Annotated in this window: 17 protein-coding genes; 15 read left to right on the plus strand and 2 right to left on the minus strand. The window is 44.9% G+C overall.

Translation table 11 applies throughout. From position 1 onward, the window contains the following. The first annotated feature begins 325 nt into the window (after positions 1 to 325). From ltrA to ACTQ53_RS13205, 8 genes are all read left to right on the plus strand, one after another. Positions 326 to 1,732, plus strand: coding sequence for a group II intron reverse transcriptase/maturase (ltrA, locus tag ACTQ53_RS13170; RefSeq protein ID WP_441933418.1), 1,407 nt, complete (start codon positions 326 to 328; stop codon positions 1,730 to 1,732). A 113-nt stretch (positions 1,733 to 1,845) separates the two neighbouring features. Next, entirely contained in the window at positions 1,846 to 3,012 is a 1,167-nt protein-coding gene (locus ACTQ53_RS13175; RefSeq protein WP_441933420.1) for a sensor histidine kinase, read from the plus strand. A 151-nt stretch (positions 3,013 to 3,163) separates the two neighbouring features. Further along, a complete protein-coding gene (locus tag ACTQ53_RS13180; RefSeq protein ID WP_218417416.1) occupies positions 3,164 to 3,682 on the plus strand; it encodes a YceD family protein in 519 nt (172 codons plus the stop codon). Positions 3,683 to 3,711: 29 nt separating this feature from the next. Then, the gene (rpmF, locus tag ACTQ53_RS13185; RefSeq protein WP_006848356.1) at positions 3,712 to 3,897 is read left to right on the plus strand and encodes a 50S ribosomal protein L32; all 186 of its coding nucleotides are present in this window, start codon (positions 3,712 to 3,714) and stop codon (positions 3,895 to 3,897) included. Then, positions 3,897 to 4,910, plus strand: coding sequence for a beta-ketoacyl-ACP synthase III (locus tag ACTQ53_RS13190; RefSeq protein ID WP_295346822.1), 1,014 nt, complete (start codon positions 3,897 to 3,899; stop codon positions 4,908 to 4,910). Before rpmF ends, ACTQ53_RS13190 begins: the two co-directional genes overlap by 1 nt. Positions 4,911 to 5,071: 161 nt before the next feature. After that, a complete protein-coding gene (gene era / locus ACTQ53_RS13195) occupies positions 5,072 to 5,953 on the plus strand; it encodes a GTPase Era (protein ID WP_441933423.1) in 882 nt (293 codons plus the stop codon). Positions 5,954 to 6,159: 206 nt separating this feature from the next. Beyond that, positions 6,160 to 7,473, plus strand: a complete 1,314-nt coding sequence (gene der / locus ACTQ53_RS13200) for a ribosome biogenesis GTPase Der (RefSeq protein ID WP_441933425.1) — start codon at positions 6,160 to 6,162, stop codon at positions 7,471 to 7,473. Between the two features lie 67 nt (positions 7,474 to 7,540). Then, positions 7,541 to 7,906, plus strand: coding sequence for a hypothetical protein (locus tag ACTQ53_RS13205; protein WP_228117665.1), 366 nt, complete (start codon positions 7,541 to 7,543; stop codon positions 7,904 to 7,906). Between the two features lie 274 nt (positions 7,907 to 8,180). On the opposite strand, the gene ACTQ53_RS13210 is transcribed toward ACTQ53_RS13205, so the two are convergent. Both ACTQ53_RS13210 and ACTQ53_RS13215 read right to left on the minus strand, forming a co-directional pair. Beyond that, positions 8,181 to 8,948: an ATP-binding cassette domain-containing protein gene (locus ACTQ53_RS13210; protein WP_295346824.1), complete on the minus strand. Its 768-nt coding sequence runs from the start codon at positions 8,946 to 8,948 to the stop codon at positions 8,181 to 8,183. Positions 8,949 to 8,950: 2 nt separating this feature from the next. Beyond that, positions 8,951 to 9,697 (minus strand): MlaE family ABC transporter permease, encoded by a 747-nt coding sequence (locus tag ACTQ53_RS13215; protein WP_153123598.1) that lies wholly within the window; start codon positions 9,695 to 9,697, stop codon positions 8,951 to 8,953. A 176-nt stretch (positions 9,698 to 9,873) separates the two neighbouring features. Here ACTQ53_RS13215 and lptB point away from each other — a divergent pair, with 176 nt between their 5' ends. The 7 genes from lptB to ACTQ53_RS13250 all read left to right on the plus strand — a co-directional run bounded on the left by lptB (position 9,874) and on the right by ACTQ53_RS13250 (position 19,544). Beyond that, positions 9,874 to 10,695 (plus strand): LPS export ABC transporter ATP-binding protein, encoded by an 822-nt coding sequence (lptB, locus tag ACTQ53_RS13220; RefSeq protein WP_153123596.1) that lies wholly within the window; start codon positions 9,874 to 9,876, stop codon positions 10,693 to 10,695. 161 nt (positions 10,696 to 10,856) lie between these two features. Beyond that, the gene (gene tig / locus ACTQ53_RS13225) at positions 10,857 to 12,215 is read left to right on the plus strand and encodes a trigger factor (RefSeq protein WP_153123594.1); all 1,359 of its coding nucleotides are present in this window, start codon (positions 10,857 to 10,859) and stop codon (positions 12,213 to 12,215) included. A gap of 135 nt (positions 12,216 to 12,350) precedes the next feature. Further along, a complete protein-coding gene (gene clpP, locus ACTQ53_RS13230; RefSeq protein ID WP_153123592.1) occupies positions 12,351 to 13,013 on the plus strand; it encodes an ATP-dependent Clp endopeptidase proteolytic subunit ClpP in 663 nt (220 codons plus the stop codon). An 8-nt stretch (positions 13,014 to 13,021) separates the two neighbouring features. Further along, positions 13,022 to 14,254, plus strand: coding sequence for an ATP-dependent Clp protease ATP-binding subunit ClpX (gene clpX / locus ACTQ53_RS13235; protein WP_294971384.1), 1,233 nt, complete (start codon positions 13,022 to 13,024; stop codon positions 14,252 to 14,254). A gap of 77 nt (positions 14,255 to 14,331) precedes the next feature. After that, the gene (gene recQ, locus ACTQ53_RS13240) at positions 14,332 to 16,509 is read left to right on the plus strand and encodes a DNA helicase RecQ (RefSeq protein ID WP_153123588.1); all 2,178 of its coding nucleotides are present in this window, start codon (positions 14,332 to 14,334) and stop codon (positions 16,507 to 16,509) included. A 103-nt stretch (positions 16,510 to 16,612) separates the two neighbouring features. Beyond that, entirely contained in the window at positions 16,613 to 18,097 is a 1,485-nt protein-coding gene (gene guaB / locus ACTQ53_RS13245) for an IMP dehydrogenase (RefSeq protein ID WP_217761741.1), read from the plus strand. A 19-nt stretch (positions 18,098 to 18,116) separates the two neighbouring features. Further along, positions 18,117 to 19,544, plus strand: a complete 1,428-nt coding sequence (locus ACTQ53_RS13250; RefSeq protein ID WP_441933430.1) for a peptidylprolyl isomerase — start codon at positions 18,117 to 18,119, stop codon at positions 19,542 to 19,544. The last annotated feature ends 13 nt before the right edge of the window (positions 19,545 to 19,557 follow it).

Below are 19,557 nucleotides of genomic sequence, written 5' to 3' on the forward strand. Positions count from 1 at the left end.
GGAATCTGAAAGAAGCTGGCGGCAAACATCTGACCTAACGTACAGAAACTTCATATAAGGCATTTGACCATGGATGAGATTGCCACACAAATCAAAGTCCTATAGCTATTCAGAATGGTTGGTGTAAATGAAGTGGGTATAAGATGGAAAGAATAAGCCCTTATCCGAGGAGGTCTCACGGACATGGCGATTAGTTGCCTTTACGAAAGTCATGGAGTAAAGCTTGCCGTGAGAAGTCAGCAGATGCCATAGTAGTGGAGTTCTCGATAACGCTCCATGAAGGGCAGAACCTATAAATTAAACGATAGTAATTGAAACGTACCTTATGAAGGAAAGAATGCAGAAAACATTTGCAGAAGTCAAGGGCTGCCCACAGAAAGATAGGACGGAATCCGAAGGATATGTGGGAGCGCAGACCTTCATGTGGATATGTGAAGACAACATCGTGGAAGTACCATTCGACAAGGAACACCTGTTGGAGCGCATCATCAGTCCTGATAACCTACTCAAAGCCTACAAGGCAGTGCAACGTAACAGGGGCTGTAGCGGTATCGACAAGATGTCATGTGAGCAAATGCCCCCTTGGCTCTTGGCTAACAAGGATGCCCTAATCCGTTCCTTGCTTGACGGTTCATACCGTCCGAACCCAGTAAAAAGGGTAGAGATACCCAAAGACAATGGCAAGATGCGCCTGTTGGGCATCCCCACGGTTATAGACCGTCTGGTTCAACAAGCCATCAACCAGACCCTAACTCCCATCTATGAGCGTCAATTCTCTCCAGGAAGCTACGGCTTCCGTCCGAGAAGAGGCTGCCATGATGTCCTAAGAGGTGCTCAGAAAATAATCGATGATGGCTACATTTATGTGGTTGACCTCGACTTGGAGCGTTTCTTCGACACGGTGAGCCACAGTAAACTCATAGAAATCCTCAGCCGCACGATAAAGGACGGTAGGGTGATAAGCCTTATCCACAAATATCTCCGCAGTGGTGTGATGAGCAAAGGTATGTTCGAGGCAAGTGAGGAAGGCACTCCCCAAGGAGGACCGTTAAGTCCGCTTTTGAGCAACATCATGCTCAACGAGTTGGACAAGGAACTCACAAGCCGAGGTCTCCCTTTTGTCCGCTATGCCGATGACTCGATGAAATTTTGTAAGTCCAAGCGTGCAGCCAAACGCGTGAAGGAATCTGTAACCCGCTTCATCGAAGGAAAACTTCATCTGAAGGTGAACAGGGACAAGACAGTTGTGTCCTATGTGCAAGGTGTGAAATACCTTGGTTACTCCTTTTATGTAATGCAAGGCAAATGCCAACTCACGGTACACCCAAAAGCCAAATCCAGGATGAAAGCCAAACTCAAGGAGTTGACTTCCCGAAGCAATGGCTGGGGATATGCCAAGAGGAAGCAAAAACTAGAAGAGTACATAAGGGGGTGGGTAGGTTACTATCACCTCGCCAACATGAAACGTTTCCTCATGGAAACTGACGAGTGGCTAAGGCGACGGCTACGTATGTGTATATGGAAGTCGTGGAAGAGGGTAAAAACGAGAATTGCCAACGTGATAAAGTGTGGTATAGATAAGTACCAAGCTTACATGTGGGGCAATAGTCGTTTGGGGGATTGGCGCATAGCTGGCAGTTACATACTAAGTCGTGCGATAACCAACGAAAAGTTGAGTATGGCAGGCTATGCTACATTGATGGGTTCATACATCGAATGGCACCCAAAATAGGAACCGCCGTATGCGGAACCGCATGTACGGTGGTGTGAGAGGTCGGAAAACGAAAGTAGGAGAAAAACTACTTCGTTTTCCTCCTACTCGATTTTTTTTTGTATCTTTGCAGCATGATTTGGACGGATAGGATAAGACAGGTGAAGATTTATCTGGTGATAGCAGCGGTATTGATTGCTGTCGCCTCGCTCGTTGTATCCCATCTCCTAGTCCGTGACCTGGCTCTGGAGGAGCGAAACCGGATGGAGGTTTGGGCGGAAGCCATGCGCTCCCTCAATACGGCAGATGATAATACCGACTTGAATCTCGTCCTTAAAGTTATCAATGAGAACAATTCGATTCCTGTCATCGTTATGGATTCTCAAAATCGGGCACAGACCTTCCGTAATATTAAGGTCACAGGCAAGGATTATGAGGATAGTTTAAGAAATGCTGCCATACTGGGGAAATCACTCTTGTCAAAAGGGAAGAATATAAAGATAGAATTGGATGACTCTACTCATGACTATATTCAAGTATGCTACGATGAATCATTGATGATTCGTCGCCTTTCTGCTTATCCTTATATTCAGCTTGGAGTGGTGATGATATTTGTGGTCATCGCCATCTTTGCGTTGCTTACTTCCAAGAAAGCAGAACAGAATAAGGTATGGGTGGGATTATCGAAGGAAACGGCTCATCAGTTAGGTACGCCTATTTCCAGTCTGATGGCTTGGCTAGAAATCCTGAAGATGAATCATCCAGACGATAATCTGATACCCGAGATGGATAAGGATATCAGGAGACTCCAATTGATTGCTGATAGATTCTCAAAGATAGGTTCCCTTCCAGAACCGGTTCCGGCTAGTCTGAATGAGGTGATGGATCATGTCATCGATTATATGGACCGCCGTACTTCCAAGAAGGTGAAGATGGTGAAAATCTTTCCTGAACATGACATTATCGTCAAGATGAATGCTTCGCTCTTTGAATGGGTCATAGAGAACCTTTCCAAGAACGCAGTGGATGCCATGGGCGTTGATGGTGGTATGATTATCCTGAGAGTGGACGAGATGCTGGATAAAGCGATTATTGAAGTGGAAGATACAGGTAAGGGAATTCTGAAAAAAAATCTGAAGAATATATTTCGCCCGGGATTCACCACCAAGAAGCGAGGATGGGGCCTTGGACTTTCGCTTGCCAAGAGGATTGTAGAAGAATATCATCATGGAAAAATATGGGTGAAAAGTAGCGAGGTTGGTAAGGGAACTACCTTCAGAATAGAACTGAAGAAGGAATAATAGGGCGATATTTTACCTCAAAAAGGGTAATTATCGGACAATAATCGGTTAATAATGAGAGATTTTAGTGATTTTTACATAAAAAATTATTTTATCTCAAAAAATATTTGTAACTTTGCAGCCCGAAACCAATATGGTATATATTGAATTTATGTGTAATATAGAGTCTTATAAGATTGATTTGAAAGCTTTGCCCCAGGGAGTAACAAATCTGGAGTTCAAGCTAGACGATGAATACTTTCAGGCAATAGATGCTCCTGACATTCAGAGAGGCGAGCTGAAGAGTAGTCTGTCCATTAACAGGACGGACGATTTCTATGAGCTCAATTTTCATACAGAGGGAGTGGTACACATACCATGCGACATCTGTCTGGACGATATGGATCAAGATATTGAAACCGATGATAGACTCGTCGTTAAGTTCGGAGAAGAATACTCAGAAGAAGATGACCTCGTGATTGTGGCCGAGAACGAAGGAATACTCGATATCTCGTGGTTCATCTATGAATTTATAGACCTCAACATTCCCATCAAGCATGTGCATGCACCTGGAAAATGCAACCCTGCTATGATTGAAATGCTTCAACAGCATTCTGCCGCCCGAAGCGGTGAGGAAGAAGAGGAAACTGTAGATCCACGCTGGGCAGCTCTATTAAAATTAAAAAAGTAAAATTCAAAAATTAAAACATTTAAAAAATTATGGCACATCCTAAAAGAAGACAGTCAAAGACACGTACACTTAAGAGAAGAACTCATGATAAGGCAGTAGCTCCTACATTGGCAGTTTGCCCTAACTGTGGTGCATACTATGTATACCACACTGTTTGCCCTACTTGCGGTTACTATCGTGGTAAGGTTGCAATCGTTAAGGAAGCAGCTGAATAATGGGTAAAATCAATGCTGTAATCACTGGTGTTGGTGGATACGTTCCTGACTATATCCTCAATAACGAGGAGTTGTCACGCATGGTTGATACTACAGATGAGTGGATTACCACACGTGTAGGTATCAAGGAACGTCGCATTCTCACAGAAGAAGGTCTCGGAACCAGCTACTTGGCTCGTAAAGCTGCAAAGCAGTTGATTCAGAAGACTGGCGTAGATCCAGACACAATCGATGCACTGATTGTGACAACCACCACACCAGACTACAAGTTCCCTTCTACAGCATCTATCGTCCTCGGTAAGCTCGGACTGAAGAACGCTTTTGCATTCGACTTCTCTGCAGCTTGCTGTGGATTCTTGTACACCCTGGATGTTGCAGCTAGCATGATTCAGAGTGGTAGATACAAGAAAATCATCGTTATCGGTGCTGATAAGATGTCTTCACTTGTTGACTACACAGACCGCGCTACTTGCGTACTCTTCGGAGATGGTGCTGGTGCAGTTCTTGTAGAGGCAACAGAGGAAGAGAACATAGGTGTACAGAACTCATACCTTCGTACCGACGGACAAGGCTTGCCTTTCCTCCACATGAAGGCTGGTGGTTCTGTCTGCCCTCCTTCACACTTCACTGTAGATCATCGTTTGCATTATCTTTATCAGGAAGGTCGTACCGTGTTCCGTTACGCAGTAACCGACATGAGCAACGACGTGATGAAGATCATGGAGATGAACAATCTCAAGGCTGAAGATGTGAACTGGGTGATTCCACACGAGGCCAACCTCCGTATCATCGAGGCTGTGACCAAGCGTGCGGGAATTCCACTTGACAAGGTGGTAGTTAACATCGACCATTATGGAAATACCAGTGCGGCAACAATCCCATTGGCACTCTGGGATGCAGAGAGTCAGTTGAAGAAGGGCGACAACGTCATCTTCACAGCATTCGGTGCAGGATTCGTACACGGTGCATCATTCTATAAGTGGGCATACGATGGTGCTGCTTATGGCAAGTAAGACATATTAAAATAGGATAGAATAATTATCTATATAAGGAAACGCATCTTTCTTATTTCATCTCAACAAAAGTGAACTAAGCAAGGATGCGTTTCTTTAGCTTCATGCCAGGTTCTGGCAAACTCATTTAAACATTTCGTTTCAATCAATTTTTTTATCGTATGCATAAAGCAGGTTTCGTTAATATCGTGGGTAATCCTAATGTGGGTAAGAGTACGCTGATGAATCAGTTGGTGGGCGAGCGTATCAGCATCGCTACCTTCAAGGCGCAGACCACTCGTCATCGTATCATGGGTATCGTGAATACCGATGATATGCAAATCGTGTTTTCAGATACCCCTGGCGTCTTGAAGCCAAACTACAAGATGCAGGAGATGATGCTCGCCTTCTCGGAGAGTGCGCTGGCTGATGCCGATGTTTTGCTTTATGTTACTGATGTGATAGAGAATCCTGAGAAGAACATCGACTTCCTGGAAAAGGTCAAGAAGATGAAGATTCCGGTGCTCCTGCTCATCAACAAAATTGACCAGAGCGACCCAAAGAAACTGGGTGACATTGTAGAGAAGTGGCATTCGCTCTTGCCGAATGCTGAGATTCTTCCTATCTCTGCGAAAAACAAGTTTGGCGTGGATATGCTCTTGAAGCGCATCAAGGAGTTGTTACCTGAGTCACCTGCGTTCTTCGACAAGGACCAGTTGACCGATAAGCCAGCCCGCTTCTTCGTTTCGGAAATTATTCGAGAAAAGATACTTCTCTATTATGATAAGGAGATTCCTTATGCTGTAGAGGTTAGAGTGGAGTGGTTCAAGGAAGATGATACCCGTATCCACATCAATGCCGTCATCTACGTGGAGCGTGATTCCCAGAAGGGCATCATCATTGGTCACCAGGGTGTGGCGCTCAAGAAGGTGAATACTGAAAGCCGCAAGGCTTTGGAAAAATTCTTCGGCAAGAAGATTTTCCTGGAAACCTTTGTAAAGGTTGATAAAGACTGGCGCAGTTCGCAGCGAGAACTCGACGCCTTCGGATATAATCCGGAATAATAGATAGTGATTAGTGATTAATGATTAGCACAGTTCTAATAACTAATCACTAATATCGACTTCCCCTCCCTGAATGTAATCGAGGGAGTGACTCTCGCCAGAGGGGCGAGGGCCGGAGTAAGGTCAGCTTCGGCAAATTATTAACTTGGATGCAGAGACCACATCCTTGAATACCTCCTCAAAGGAAGGAGGCTGAATGACTTATTATGGCAAATTTAGTAGCAATCGTAGGTCGCCCTAACGTGGGTAAATCTACTTTATTCAATCGTTTGACTCAATCTCGCCGCGCTATCGTGAGCGATACGGCAGGTACTACACGCGACCGTCAGTATGGTAAGTGCAGCTGGAACGGCAGAGAATTCTCTGTGGTGGATACCGGTGGATGGGTCGTAAAATCAGATGACATTTTCGAGGATGCTATCCGCAAGCAGGTGTTGGTAGCTACCGAAGAGGCCGACCTGGTTCTCTTCCTGGTAGACGTGAACACCGGTTTGACCGACTGGGATGAGGACGTAGCCCTGATCTTGCGTCGTGCCAAACTGCCTGTAATCCTTGTGGCAAACAAGGTGGACAACAGTGCTGAATACTATCAGGCTGCCGAGTTCTATAAGTTGGGCTTGGGCGACCCTCAGTGTATCAGTGCCGCAACAGGTGGCGGTACGGGTGACTTGCTCGACATCATATTAGACAAGCTTCAGGATAATCCTGAGGAAGCTATCGAGGAAGACATCCCTCGTTTCGCTGTGGTAGGCCGTCCTAATGCCGGCAAGAGCAGTATTATCAATGCCTTCATCGGTGAAGATAGAAACATCGTTACCGAGATTGCAGGTACTACCCGTGACAGTATCTATACCCGTTACGACAAGTTCGGCTTCGATTTCTACCTGGTAGATACAGCTGGTATCCGCCGTAAGAACAAGGTGAGTGAGGAATTGGAGTTCTATTCTGTGATGCGTTCCATCCGTGCCATTGAGAACAGTGATGTCTGCATCCTTATGCTTGATGCAACCCGTGGTATCGAGACCCAGGATATGAATATCTTCCAGTTGATCCAGAAGAATAACAAGAGTCTGGTGGTAGTAGTGAACAAGTGGGACCTGGTAGAGGAGAAGAACCAGAAGGTGATTGATACCTTTGAGAATGCCATCCGCAATCGTATGGCTCCATTCGTGGATTTCCCTATCATCTTTGCTTCTGCATTGACCAAGCAGCGCATCTTCCGTGTATTGGAAACAGCCAAGGAGGTTTACCTGAACCGCAAGATTCATATCGGTACTTCCAAGCTTAATGAGGTGATGTTGCCTATCATCGAGGCTTATCCTCCTCAGAGCGTGAAGGGTAAGTACATCAAGATTAAGTACTGCACCCAGTTGCCTAACACCACGATTCCATCGTTCGTGTTCTATGCCAACTTGCCACAGTATGTAAAGGAAAACTATCGCCGCTTCCTGGAGAACAAGATTCGTGACAACTGGTCATTGCATGGTTGTCCAATCAATGTTTTCATTCGTCAGAAGTAGAATTGAAGTGAAGAATGAAGTGTGAAGAATCAAGATGAAGAAACTTTTGATTTTTATGATAATAAGTATGGGGTTAGGACTTTCTTCCTGCAAGGAGGAGCGTCCTGACCCTTCTTACTTTGCCGGCATCGCCGCAAAGGGGTATTATGACTTACTTTTAGAGGGTAAATATGAGGAGTATGTTGCAGGTTTCAATCAACCTTATCGTATTCCTAAAGGTTATCATGACCAGTTGTTACTGAATGCCCAAATGTATGTAGAGCAACAGCAGGATGAACACAAGGGCATGAGTAAGGTGGATATTCTGAGTGCCAAGGCTGATACCGCCCGTCATGTAGCCGATGTCTTTCTGCGGATATCTTACGGTGACAGTACCAAGGAACAGATTATTGTTCCGATGATTGAAGTAAAGGGCGAATGGAAAATGAGATAATTTGATTTTTAAATAAGCTCATAAAAAAAGAGGGTGTGTCATAAGTTTATGATTCACCCTCTTCTTGTTGTTGGAAAAGCTAGGATATATTGTTGGAAAAGCTAGGATATGTTGTTGAGATAGTCAGTATCTCCGGTCGCACAACAGCTGTTGTGCGCTTGCATAACAACTGATATGCGCATGCACACCAGCTGTTGTGCATGCGGTGGTCAACTGTTATGCGCCAACTATTATCCAGACTTATGCCACACCCCTTTTTTTATAAGGAATCTGCTTATTTGTTATTTTTCATTTCCACTTCCTTGACCTTGCGGAACAGATCAGAAGCAAAGACGAGATCATTTAGTTTTTCGTTGGTTGAGCTCATCACCTGGGTTTTGTTTCCTTGCCATTCTTTCTGACCTTGGTAGATGAAACAGATATTTTCACCAATGCCCATCACGGAATTCATGTCGTGTGTATTGATGATGGTAGTCATGTTAAACTCCTTGGTGATGCCAGAGAGTAACTCATCGATAACAAGCGAAGTCTTAGGGTCCAGACCAGAGTTCGGCTCATCACAGAAAAGATATTTAGGATTCATGACGATAGCACGTGCAATGGCCACACGTTTCTGCATACCGCCAGAAATTTCTCCAGGATATTTCTGTTGAGCTTCTATCAGGTTTACTCTGTCAAGACATTCCTGTGCTCGTTTAATGCGTTCTCTATAGGTCTTGTTTGAAAACATATCCAATGGAAACATCACGTTCTCTAATACGTTGAGCGAATCAAAGAGGGCTGCACTTTGGAAAATCATTCCCATCTCTCTGCGCATCAACACCTTTTCTTTCTTACTCATGTTTACAAAGTCGCGACCGTCGTAGAGCACCTGTCCGCTAGTAGGTTCCAGGAGTCCAACGAGGTTCTTCATCAATACAGTCTTTCCGGAACCGCTCTGACCGATGATCAGGTTGGTCTTACCCGTTTCAAACTGTACGCTGATATGATCGAGTACGGTCTTGTCGCCGAATGATTTCGTTAGATTTTTTACTTCTATCATGATTATGAAAGGATTTGAGTGAGAAATACGTCAGAGAACAGAATCAGTACGCTGGAACTGACAACGGCATCGGTTGAGGATTTACCTACTTCTACCGAACCACCCTCTACGGTGTATCCGAAGTAGGAGGAAACACTCGCTATGATGAATGCGAAGAAGAGACTCTTGATGATACTCATCCACACAAACCATTGGTTGAAGGAATGCTGGAGACCCAGCGTGAGGTCATCCGGTGGCAGGATATGCCCGATATACGCAGTTCCATACGCTCCGATGATACCCATTCCCGAGCTGAAGATAACCAGGAACGGCATGATGGTAACCAGACCGAGAATCTTTGGCAGAATCAGATAGCATGCCGAGTTGACACCCATGATGTCGAGTGCGTCAATCTGCTGGGTTACTCGCATGGTGCCCAACTCAGAAGCGATGTTGGACCCCACCTTTCCGGCGAGAATCAGACACATGATGCTGGAAGAGAACTCGAGGAGCATAATCTCGCGGGTGGTGTAGCCCGATACCCATCGGGGCATCCATGGACTCTGGATGTTGAGCTTCATCTGGATACAGATTACCGCACCGATGAAGAACGAGATGAGGAGGACGATACCGATGGAATCGACACCCAGTTGCTGCATTTCCTTGATATACTGTTTGAGGAACATGCGCATTCGCTCAGGTCGAGAGAATGAGCGTCCCATCAGTATCAGATATTTACCGAAGGTGGTAAGCCATTTTTCTATTATCATGTCAATCAATTATGCTTTTGATGGCTCAATTATCCAAGAAATGAGCCGTTTCTTATTAAATTATGGTGCAAAATTAACCAAAATCCTCTAAAAAACTGCAATATTGTGAATAGTTTTTGAATTTATAACCGTTATTTCCATGTTTTTTAGTATTTTTGCAACCAAATTAGCTAATTATGGACGAAAATATGAATATAGATCAGCCTGCAAACCAAGAAGGTTTGGTGCTGAGAACCGAAGGCTTGGTGAAACGTTATGGCAAGCGAACAGTTGCCAATGGAGTTTCCATCAATGTAAAGCAAGGTGAAATTGTGGGTTTGCTGGGACCGAATGGTGCTGGTAAGACCACGTCTTTCTATATGACAACCGGACTGGTGGTACCTAATGAGGGACATGTATATTTGGGTGATCAGGAGATAACCAGTTATCCTGTTTATAAGAGAGCCCGTGCGGGTATCGGCTATCTGCCTCAGGAAGCCAGCGTATTCCGTAAGATGAGTGTTGAAGACAATATTATGTCTGTACTCGAGATGACCGGCAAGCCACGCGATTACCAGAAGGCTAAGTTGGAGAGTCTCATCAAGGATTTTGACTTGCAGAAGGTGCGTAAGAACTTGGGTGACCAACTCTCTGGAGGTGAGCGCCGTCGTGTAGAGATAGCCCGCTGTCTGGCAAACGATCCTAAGTTTATCATGCTCGATGAGCCGTTTGCCGGTGTCGACCCTATTCAGGTAGAAGAGATTCAGCATATTGTGTGGAAATTGAAGTATCGCAATATCGGTATTCTCATTACCGACCACAATGTGGATGAGACGCTTACCATTACCGATCGCGCCTATCTTCTCTTTGAAGGTCGCATTCTTTTTCAGGGTACTCCAGAGGAGTTGGCAGAGAATAAAACGGTGAAGGAGAAGTATCTTACCACCAGCTTTGTACTCCGCAAGAAGGACTTCCAACTGCTTGATGAGCAGAAAAAAGTGCGTGAAGAGAGTGAATAAGGTTAAAAAAACAAATTTTTTCTATTATATATTAGGTATATCCATTAAAAATGCGTAATTTTGCAAGCCGATTGTGTGGAGGACTCACCCCAACAACTGCTTGGAATGCCTAAACCAATTGAAAGAGAAATAATTAATAATAATAAAAATAAAAAATCAAGATGAAAGTTTCATTTGAAAATCCTGACAAGATTAATGGTCTTTTGACTCTCGTAGTAGAGGAAGAGGACTACAAGAATGAGGTTGAGAAGACCTTGAAAGACTACCGTAAAAAGGCTAATGTTCCAGGTTTCCGTCCTGGTCAGGCTCCTATGGGTATGATTAAGCGCCAGTTTGGTCCTTCTGTAAAGATGGAGGCTATCAACAAGATCGTAGGCCAGGAGATTTACAAGTACGTACAGGAAAACAAGATTCAGATGCTCGGTGAGCCTCTCCCATCAGAGAAGCAGGAGCCAGCTGACTTGGAGAATGGTACTACGTTCACATTTATGTTTGATATCGCTGTTGCACCTGAGTTCAAGGTAACTCTCAACGGTCGCGACAAGGTAGATTACTATAACATCAAGGTTGACGATAAGATTCTCGACCAGCAGGTAGAGATGTACGCTCAGCGTGCAGGTAGCTACGAGAAGGGTGAGAAGTATGAGGAGAACGACCTGTTGAAGGGTGATATCCGTGAGCTCGATGAGAATGGTAACACCAAGGAAGGTGGTATCACTGTAGAGGGCGCTATCCTGATGCCTAGCTACATCAAGGTAGAGGAGCAGAAGAATCTCTTCAATGATGCTAAGCTTGGTGATGTAATCACATTCAACCCTAAGAAGGCTTACCCAGAGAACGATACTGAGGTTTCTTCACTCTTGAAGATTGAGCGTGAGGCTGTAGCTGACTTGGAGTCTGAGTTCAGCTTCCAGATCACAGAGATCCAGCGTTTCAAGAAGCACGAGGTTAACGAGGAGCTCTTCAAGCAGGTTCTCGGTGAGGATACTGACGTGAAGGACGAGGCTGCTTTCCGTGCTAAGATTGCTGAGGGCTTGCAGGAGCAGTTGGTTAACGACTCTGACTACAAGTTCATCCTTGACGTTCGTGAGCACTGCGAGAAGAAGGTTGGTGAGTTGACATACCCAGACGCACTCTTGAAGCGTATCATGTTGGCTAACAACAAGGATAAGGGCGAGGAGTTTGTAGAGAAGAACTACGAGCAGAGCATCAAGGAGTTGACATGGCACCTCATCAAGGAGCAGCTCATCCAGGCTCAGGAGATTAAGGTGAACGACGAGGACATCAAGGAGACAGCTAAGGAAGCTGCTCGTGCTCAGTTCGCTCAGTATGGTATGACCAACATTCCTGAGGAGTATATCGAGAACTATGCAAACGAGATTCTCAAGAAGGGTGAGTCTGTTGATGCATTGGTAGACCGTTCTATCGATCGCAAGTTGGCTGAGGCTCTTAAGAAGGCTGTAAAACTCAACGAAAAAGAGATTTCTGTAGAGGATTTCAACAAGATGATGCAGGAATAACATTTTTTAGAAAAAAAACTTCAAATAATTACGAGGTTATCGACTTTTTTTATTATCTTTGTTCCACCGAACGGGATAATGAGGTCGATAACCTCGTTTTTTGTTCTTAATTTTGAAGAAAAAAAGTAATTAGATATGAACGATTTTAGAAAATATGCTACCAAGCATCTTGGTATGAACGGTATGGTGCTTGATGACGTAATGAATGCTCAGGCAAAGTATTTGAATCCTTACATCCTGGAGGAGCGCCAGTTGAACGTTACCCAGATGGATGTGTTCTCACGTTTGATGATGGACCGTATCATCTTCCTTGGTACTGAGATTGATGATTATACAGCCAATACGCTTCAGGCACAGTTGCTTTATCTGGACTCTGTAGATAGTACTCAGGATATTTCTATCTATCTCAACAGTCCTGGAGGTAGTGTCACTGCAGGTCTGGGTATTTATGATACCATGCAGTTTATCACCAGCGATGTAGCTACCATCTGTACCGGTATGGCTGCATCTATGGCTGCTGTGCTGTTGGTGTCTGGTCAGGAGGGAAAGCGTTCTGCCTTGCCTCATAGCCGTGTGATGATTCATCAGCCATTGGGTGGTGTTCAGGGTCAGGCATCTGATATCGAAATCGAGGCTCGCGAAATTCTGAAGATGAAGAAAGAACTCTATACCATTATTTCTGAGCACTCTCATACTCCATACGACAAGGTTTATGCTGACAGCGACCGTAACTACTGGATGACTGCCGAGGAGGCTAAGGAGTATGGTATGATTGATAACGTGTTGATACGTAAGTAATAAATAATATGCCAAAGAAGAAAGTTTGTAGCTTCTGTGGAAGAGGCGAAAATGAAGTAAAATTGCTCATCACGGGTGTAGATGGCTACATTTGTGAGAATTGTGCTCAGCAGGCTTATGAAATTGTTGAGTCTACTGGAGTCATGCACCAGCAGAATGCGGGTGAAAAGTTCGCATTGAAAAAGGTTCCAAAGCCAATGGAAATCAAGGAGTATCTGGATGAATACATCATTGGTCAGGATCAGGCTAAGCGCAGTATGGCTGTGGCTGTTTACAATCATTATAAGAGATTGCAGCAGCCTGTCAGCGATGATGGTGTTGAGATTGAAAAGAGCAATATTATTATGGTGGGAAGTACAGGTACTGGTAAAACCCTGTTGGCTCGTACTATAGCCAAGTTGCTGGATGTGCCTTTTACCATCGTTGATGCTACTGTTTTTACAGAGGCTGGTTATGTTGGTGAGGATGTGGAAAGTATCTTGTCCCGCTTGCTCCAGGTTTCTGATTATAATGTAGAGGCTGCCCAGAGAGGCATCGTCTTTATTGATGAGATTGATAAGATTGCCCGTAAGAGCGATAACCCTTCCATCACCCGTGATGTAAGTGGCGAGGGTGTGCAGCAGGGCCTTCTTAAACTTTTGGAAGGTACCATGGTTAATGTGCCGCCAAAGGGTGGAAGAAAGCATCCTGACCAGGATTATATCCATGTAGATACCAAGAACATCCTGTTTATCTGCGGTGGTGCCTTCGATGGTATCGAGCGCAAGATAGCACAGCGTCTCAATACCCATGTGGTGGGATATAATTCTGTACAGAATGTGGCTAAGATTGACAAGGCTGACTTGATGAAGTATATCTTGCCTCAAGACTTGAAGTCTTTTGGCTTGATACCGGAAATTATCGGTCGTCTGCCTGTACTTACCTATCTCAATCCTCTGGATAGAGAGGCTTTGCGTAAGATATTGGTTGAGCCGAAGAATTCCATTGTCAAGCAGTATATCAAACTCTTCGAGATGGATGGCATCAAGCTGTCTTTCACGGAAGAGACTTTTGACTACTTGGTTGATAAGGCCGTAGAATATAAATTGGGTGCCAGAGGACTTCGCTCCATCGTGGAGGCAGTGATGATGGACGCCATGTTTGAGATTCCTTCTAAGAAAGTGAAGTCTTTCGAGGTTACCTTGGAGTATGCCAAGGCTCAGCTCGACAAGGCTCATCTCGGACAGATGGAATCTGCATAAGTTGGTTGGGGGATTCTTCCCCCAGCTGATTTCTAATTACCATAAGACATAAAATGAGAAAATAATATTAGGTGGATATGACAGAACAGGTTAGTCTAACAGGACAGTTGAAGCACTACTTTGGTTTCGATTCGTTTAAAGGTGATCAGGAGGCAATCATCAGGAATCTGATGGAGGGCCATGACATTTTTGTATTGATGCCTACTGGTGGTGGCAAAAGCTTGTGTTACCAATTACCTTCCTTGATTATGGAAGGTACAGCTATCGTGATTTCTCCATTGATAGCCCTGATGAAGAATCAGGTGGATGTTATCAATGGCTTGAGCGAGAGTGATGGTGTGGCACATTATCTTAACTCTTCATTGAATAAGTCTGCAATAGAGAAGGTCAAGAGTGATATCTTGTCAGGTAAAACGAAATTGCTTTATGTGGCTCCGGAGTCCTTGACAAAGGAGGATAACGTGGAGTTCCTGAAGACCATCAAGATTTCTTTCTATGCTGTAGATGAGGCTCATTGTATTTCTGAGTGGGGACATGATTTCCGCCCTGAGTATCGTCGTATCCGTCCTATTGTTAACGAGATTGGGCAGGCTCCGGTCATTGCTCTTACTGCTACGGCTACCGACAAGGTGCGCACGGATATCAAGAAGAATCTGGGTATTCTGGATGCATTGGAGTATAAAAGCTCGTTCAACAGACCTAATCTGTATTATGAAGTGCGCCAGAAAACCAATGATGTTGACCGCCAGATCATCAAGTTTATCCGTCAGCATCCTGGTAAGAGCGGCATCATCTATTGTCTTTCCCGTAAGAAGGTTGAGGAGTTGGCAGAAGTTTTGAAGGCCAATGAAATCAAGGCTGCGCCTTATCATGCGGGCCTTGATTCTGCTACCCGTTCCCAGACTCAGGATGACTTCCTGATGGAGAAGATTGATGTCATCGTTGCCACCATTGCCTTCGGTATGGGTATTGACAAGCCGGATGTGCGTTTTGTCATCCACTATGATATTCCTAAGAGTCTCGAGGGATATTATCAGGAGACTGGACGTGCCGGACGTGATGGCGGTGAAGGCATCTGTATTGCTTTCTATTGTAGAAAGGACTTGAGAAAGCTGGAGAAGTTTATGGAGAATAAGCCGGTGGCAGAACAGGATATCGGTAGACAGCTGTTGCAGGAGACAGCTGCCTATGCCGAATCATCCGTTTGTCGCCGTAAGATGCTGCTCCATTATTTTGGTGAGGAATACGGTGAGGAAAATTGCCATAACTGCGACAACTGTCTCCATCCTACTGAAAAGGTGGAGGCTAAGGATAACCTGCTTGTTGTCCTGAAGGCTGTCAAGGCAGTGAAGGAGAATTTCCGACAGGAATATATTATTGATTTCGTGAAAGGTAGGGGTACTGACGATATCGTATCCCATAAGCATGACGAACTGGATGAGTTTGGCTCCGGCGAGGATATGGATGCCAAGTTATGGAATCCGGTCATCCGCCAGGCTTTGATTGCAGGTTTTCTCAAGAAAGATGTCGAGAATTACGGACTTCTTAAATTGACAGCTGCCGGTAAGCGCTATATCAGCAATCCTCAGTCTTTCATGATCGTTGCCGACAAGGAGTTTAAGGATGATTATGTAGAGACCACTCATGAGGGTGGAACAGGTGCGCTTGATCCTGCATTGTACAACATGCTGAAGGATTTGCGCAAGACTGTTGCCAAGAAGCATCATCTGCCTCCATACGTCATCTTCCAGGATATTTCCCTGGAACAGATGGCTACCATGTATCCGGTAGATATTCAGGAATTGCAGAATATCCAGGGCGTGGGTGCCGGAAAGGCTAAGAGATACGGCAAGGAGTTCTATACCTTGATCAAGAAATATTGTGAGGAGCACGATATCGAACGGGCCGAGGAGCTGCGGGTGAGAACCGTTGCCAAGAAGTCCATGCTCAAGGTGTTTATCATCCAGTCCATTGACCGTCAGATAGCTCTTGACGACCTGGCTGAGGCTAAGGGTTTGGATTTCTCTGTACTCTTGGATGAGATAGAGGCTATCGTGTATAGCGGAACCAAGTTGAATATCGATTATTTCATAGAAGAAGTGATAGATGACGATCATGTAGACGACATTTACGACTACTTCATGGAGAGTGAAACAGACGACTTGGACACAGCTCAGGACGAGTTGGGTGAAGATTACACAGAAGATGAAATTCGACTCGTTAGAATCAAGTTTTTGTCCGAACAAGCCAATTAAACACGTTAAATAGCATTAATAAGGTAAGATTTTCGTAAAAAGCGATGTCTATCTGAGAAATTATTGCTAAATTTGCACGCAATAAATTTTTAAAGGTTACAATATGTCATCATTTGTTGCAGATAAAATTGTAATGGACGGTCTCACTTACGACGACGTCCTTCTTATCCCTGCTTATTCAGAGGTACTGCCTAAAGAGGTAGAGTTGAAAACCAAGTTCTCTCGTAATATCGAGTTGAACATTCCATTCGTTACCGCAGCGATGGATACCGTTACCGAGGCTTCTATGGCGATTGCCATCGCTCGTGAAGGAGGTATTGGTGTTATTCACAAGAACATGACCATTGAGGAGCAAGCTCGTCAGGTCGCTATTGTGAAGCGTGCTGAGAATGGTATGATTTATGACCCTGTCACCATCCGTCGTGGCAGTACAGTGAAGGATGCTCTTGATATGATGCACGATTATCATATCGGTGGTATTCCTGTGGTAGATGATGAAAATCATCTCGTGGGTATCGTGACCAACCGTGACCTTCGTTTCGAGCGTCACATGGACAAGAAGATTGATGAGGTAATGACCAGCGAGAACCTGGTTACTACTCATATCCAGACCGACTTGATCGCTGCTGCTGCTATCCTGCAGGAGAACAAGATCGAGAAGCTTCCTGTAGTTGACAATGAGAATCACCTGGTAGGTTTGATTACTTACAAGGACATCACCAAGGCTAAGGATAAACCAATGGCTTGCAAGGATGCCAAGGGTCGTCTTCGCGTGGCTGCCGGTGTAGGTGTTACCGTTGATACTTTGGATCGTGCAAAGGCTTTGGTTGAGGCTGGTGCTGATGCCATCGTCATTGATACTGCTCATGGTCATTCTAAGGGTGTGGTAGAAAAGCTTCATCAGGTGAAGGCTGCCTTCCCTAACGTTGATGTAGTGGTAGGTAATGTGGCTACTGGTGCTGCTGCCAAGTATTTGGTAGAGAATGGCGCTGATGGTGTCAAGGTTGGTATCGGTCCAGGTTCTATCTGTACTACTCGTGTCGTAGCCGGTGTGGGTGTTCCTCAGTTGAGCGCTGTCTATGATGTATATTCTGCTTTGCAGGGTACTGGTGTGCCTTTGATTGCTGATGGTGGTCTCCGCTATTCTGGTGATGTCGTGAAGGCTTTGGCTGCTGGTGGTAGCTGCGTTATGATCGGTTCTTTGGTTGCTGGTACTGAGGAGAGTCCTGGTGATACCATCATCTTCAACGGTCGTAAGTTCAAGAGCTATCGTGGTATGGGTTCTTTGGAGGCTATGGAGCAGAAAAACGGTTCTAAGGACCGTTACTTCCAGGGTGATACCAAGGATGCCAAGAAGTTGGTACCAGAGGGTATTGCTGGTCGTGTTCCTTACAAGGGAACCGTTCAGGAGGTTATCTATCAGCTGATGGGTGGCTTGCGTTCTGGTATGGGATACTGTGGTGCAGCTAATATCGAGAAGTTGCACGGTGCTAAGTTCACCCGCATTACCAATGCTGGTGTGTTGGAGAGTCACCCACATGATATTACTATCACCAGTGAGGCTCCAAACTATAGCCGTCCGGTATAAATTAATGTAAAATATTAATATGAAATTTTATGCGCTTTCTCTAGCTATGCTCCTTCAGGGGAGCATAGCTTTTGCTCAAAACGATCCTACTGTCATGACCATCAATGGTCAGCCCGTCAGCCGCTCTGAATTTGAGTATTCTTATAATAAGAACAATTCCGAAGGTATCATTGATAAGAAATCTGTCAATGATTATGTCGACTTGTTCGTCAATTATAAGTTAAAGGTGCAGGCTGCCCTGGATGCTCGTCTGGATACCTTGTCTTCTTTCAAGGCTGAGTTCCTGCAGTATCGTGACCAGCAGATTCGTCCTTTCGTCCTTTCTGATAAGGACGTAGAAGCGGAAGCGCATAGGATTTATAATGATACGAAGCAGAGAGTGCTTGCTGCCGGCGGGATGGTAAGACCTGCCCATATCCTGATAAGATTGGGTCAGAAAGCTTCCGCTGCCGAACAGGACAAGGCTAAATATAGAGCCGATTCTTTGTATCAGGTGTTGAGAAAAGGGGGTAACTTTGCTGAATTGGCAAGGAAATATTCAGATGATAAAGGCTCTGCCGTCAAAGGTGGAGATATTTCATGGATTACCAGAGGACAGACGGTAAAGGCTTTCGAGGATGCCTGCTTCTCCATGAAGGTGGGAGAGATGTCCAAGCCGGTCTTGTCTGAATTTGGATATCATATCATCAAGTTGATGGGTAAGCAGGATTTCTTCCCATACGACTCGGTGAGGAATGATATCTGTCACTTCATTGATGCACGTGGCATCAGGGAGCATATCATTGATGTGAAGTTGGATTCCATCAGTAAGTCGTCAGCTCAGTTGAAGGATAAGGAAGCTGTGCTTGATGATATGACTGCGAAAATGACCGCAAAAGATGACCAGTTGAAGTATCTGGTTCAGGAATATCACGATGGACTGTTGCTGTATGAAATCAGCAACCGTCTGGTTTGGGAGAAGGCTGCCAGGGATGAAGAGGCTTTGGCTGCTTATTTCGCCAAGCACAAGAAGAATTATGCATGGGATGAACCTCGGTTCAAGGGCATTGCTTACCATGTGAAGAATCAGGCGGATGTGAAGGCGGTGAAGAAGGCGCTCAAGGGGAAGCCTTTTGATGAATGGGCTGAGGTGCTGAGAAGTTCCTTCAATGCCGATTCCGTTATTCGCATTCGTGTTGAAAAGGGTATCTTCAAGATGGGGGATAACGCTTTGGTTGACAACAAGGTGTTCCGCATGGACGTAAAGGTTGAACCTCTCAAGGAGTATCCGATAGATGCAACTTATGGAAAGGTCTTGAAAAAGGGACCTAAGGAGTATACGGATGTCAAGGCGCTGGTGATTGCCGACTATCAGGATGTGCTCGAAAAGGAATGGGTTGCTGAATTGAGAAAGAAATATAAGGTTGTAGTCAATCAGAAAGTATTGGCTACGGTGAATAAACATTAATATATATTGAAAC

Origin of the sequence: Prevotella sp. Sow4_E9_plate (assembly GCF_052116205.1) — a bacterium.
Taxonomy (GTDB): domain Bacteria; phylum Bacteroidota; class Bacteroidia; order Bacteroidales; family Bacteroidaceae; genus Prevotella.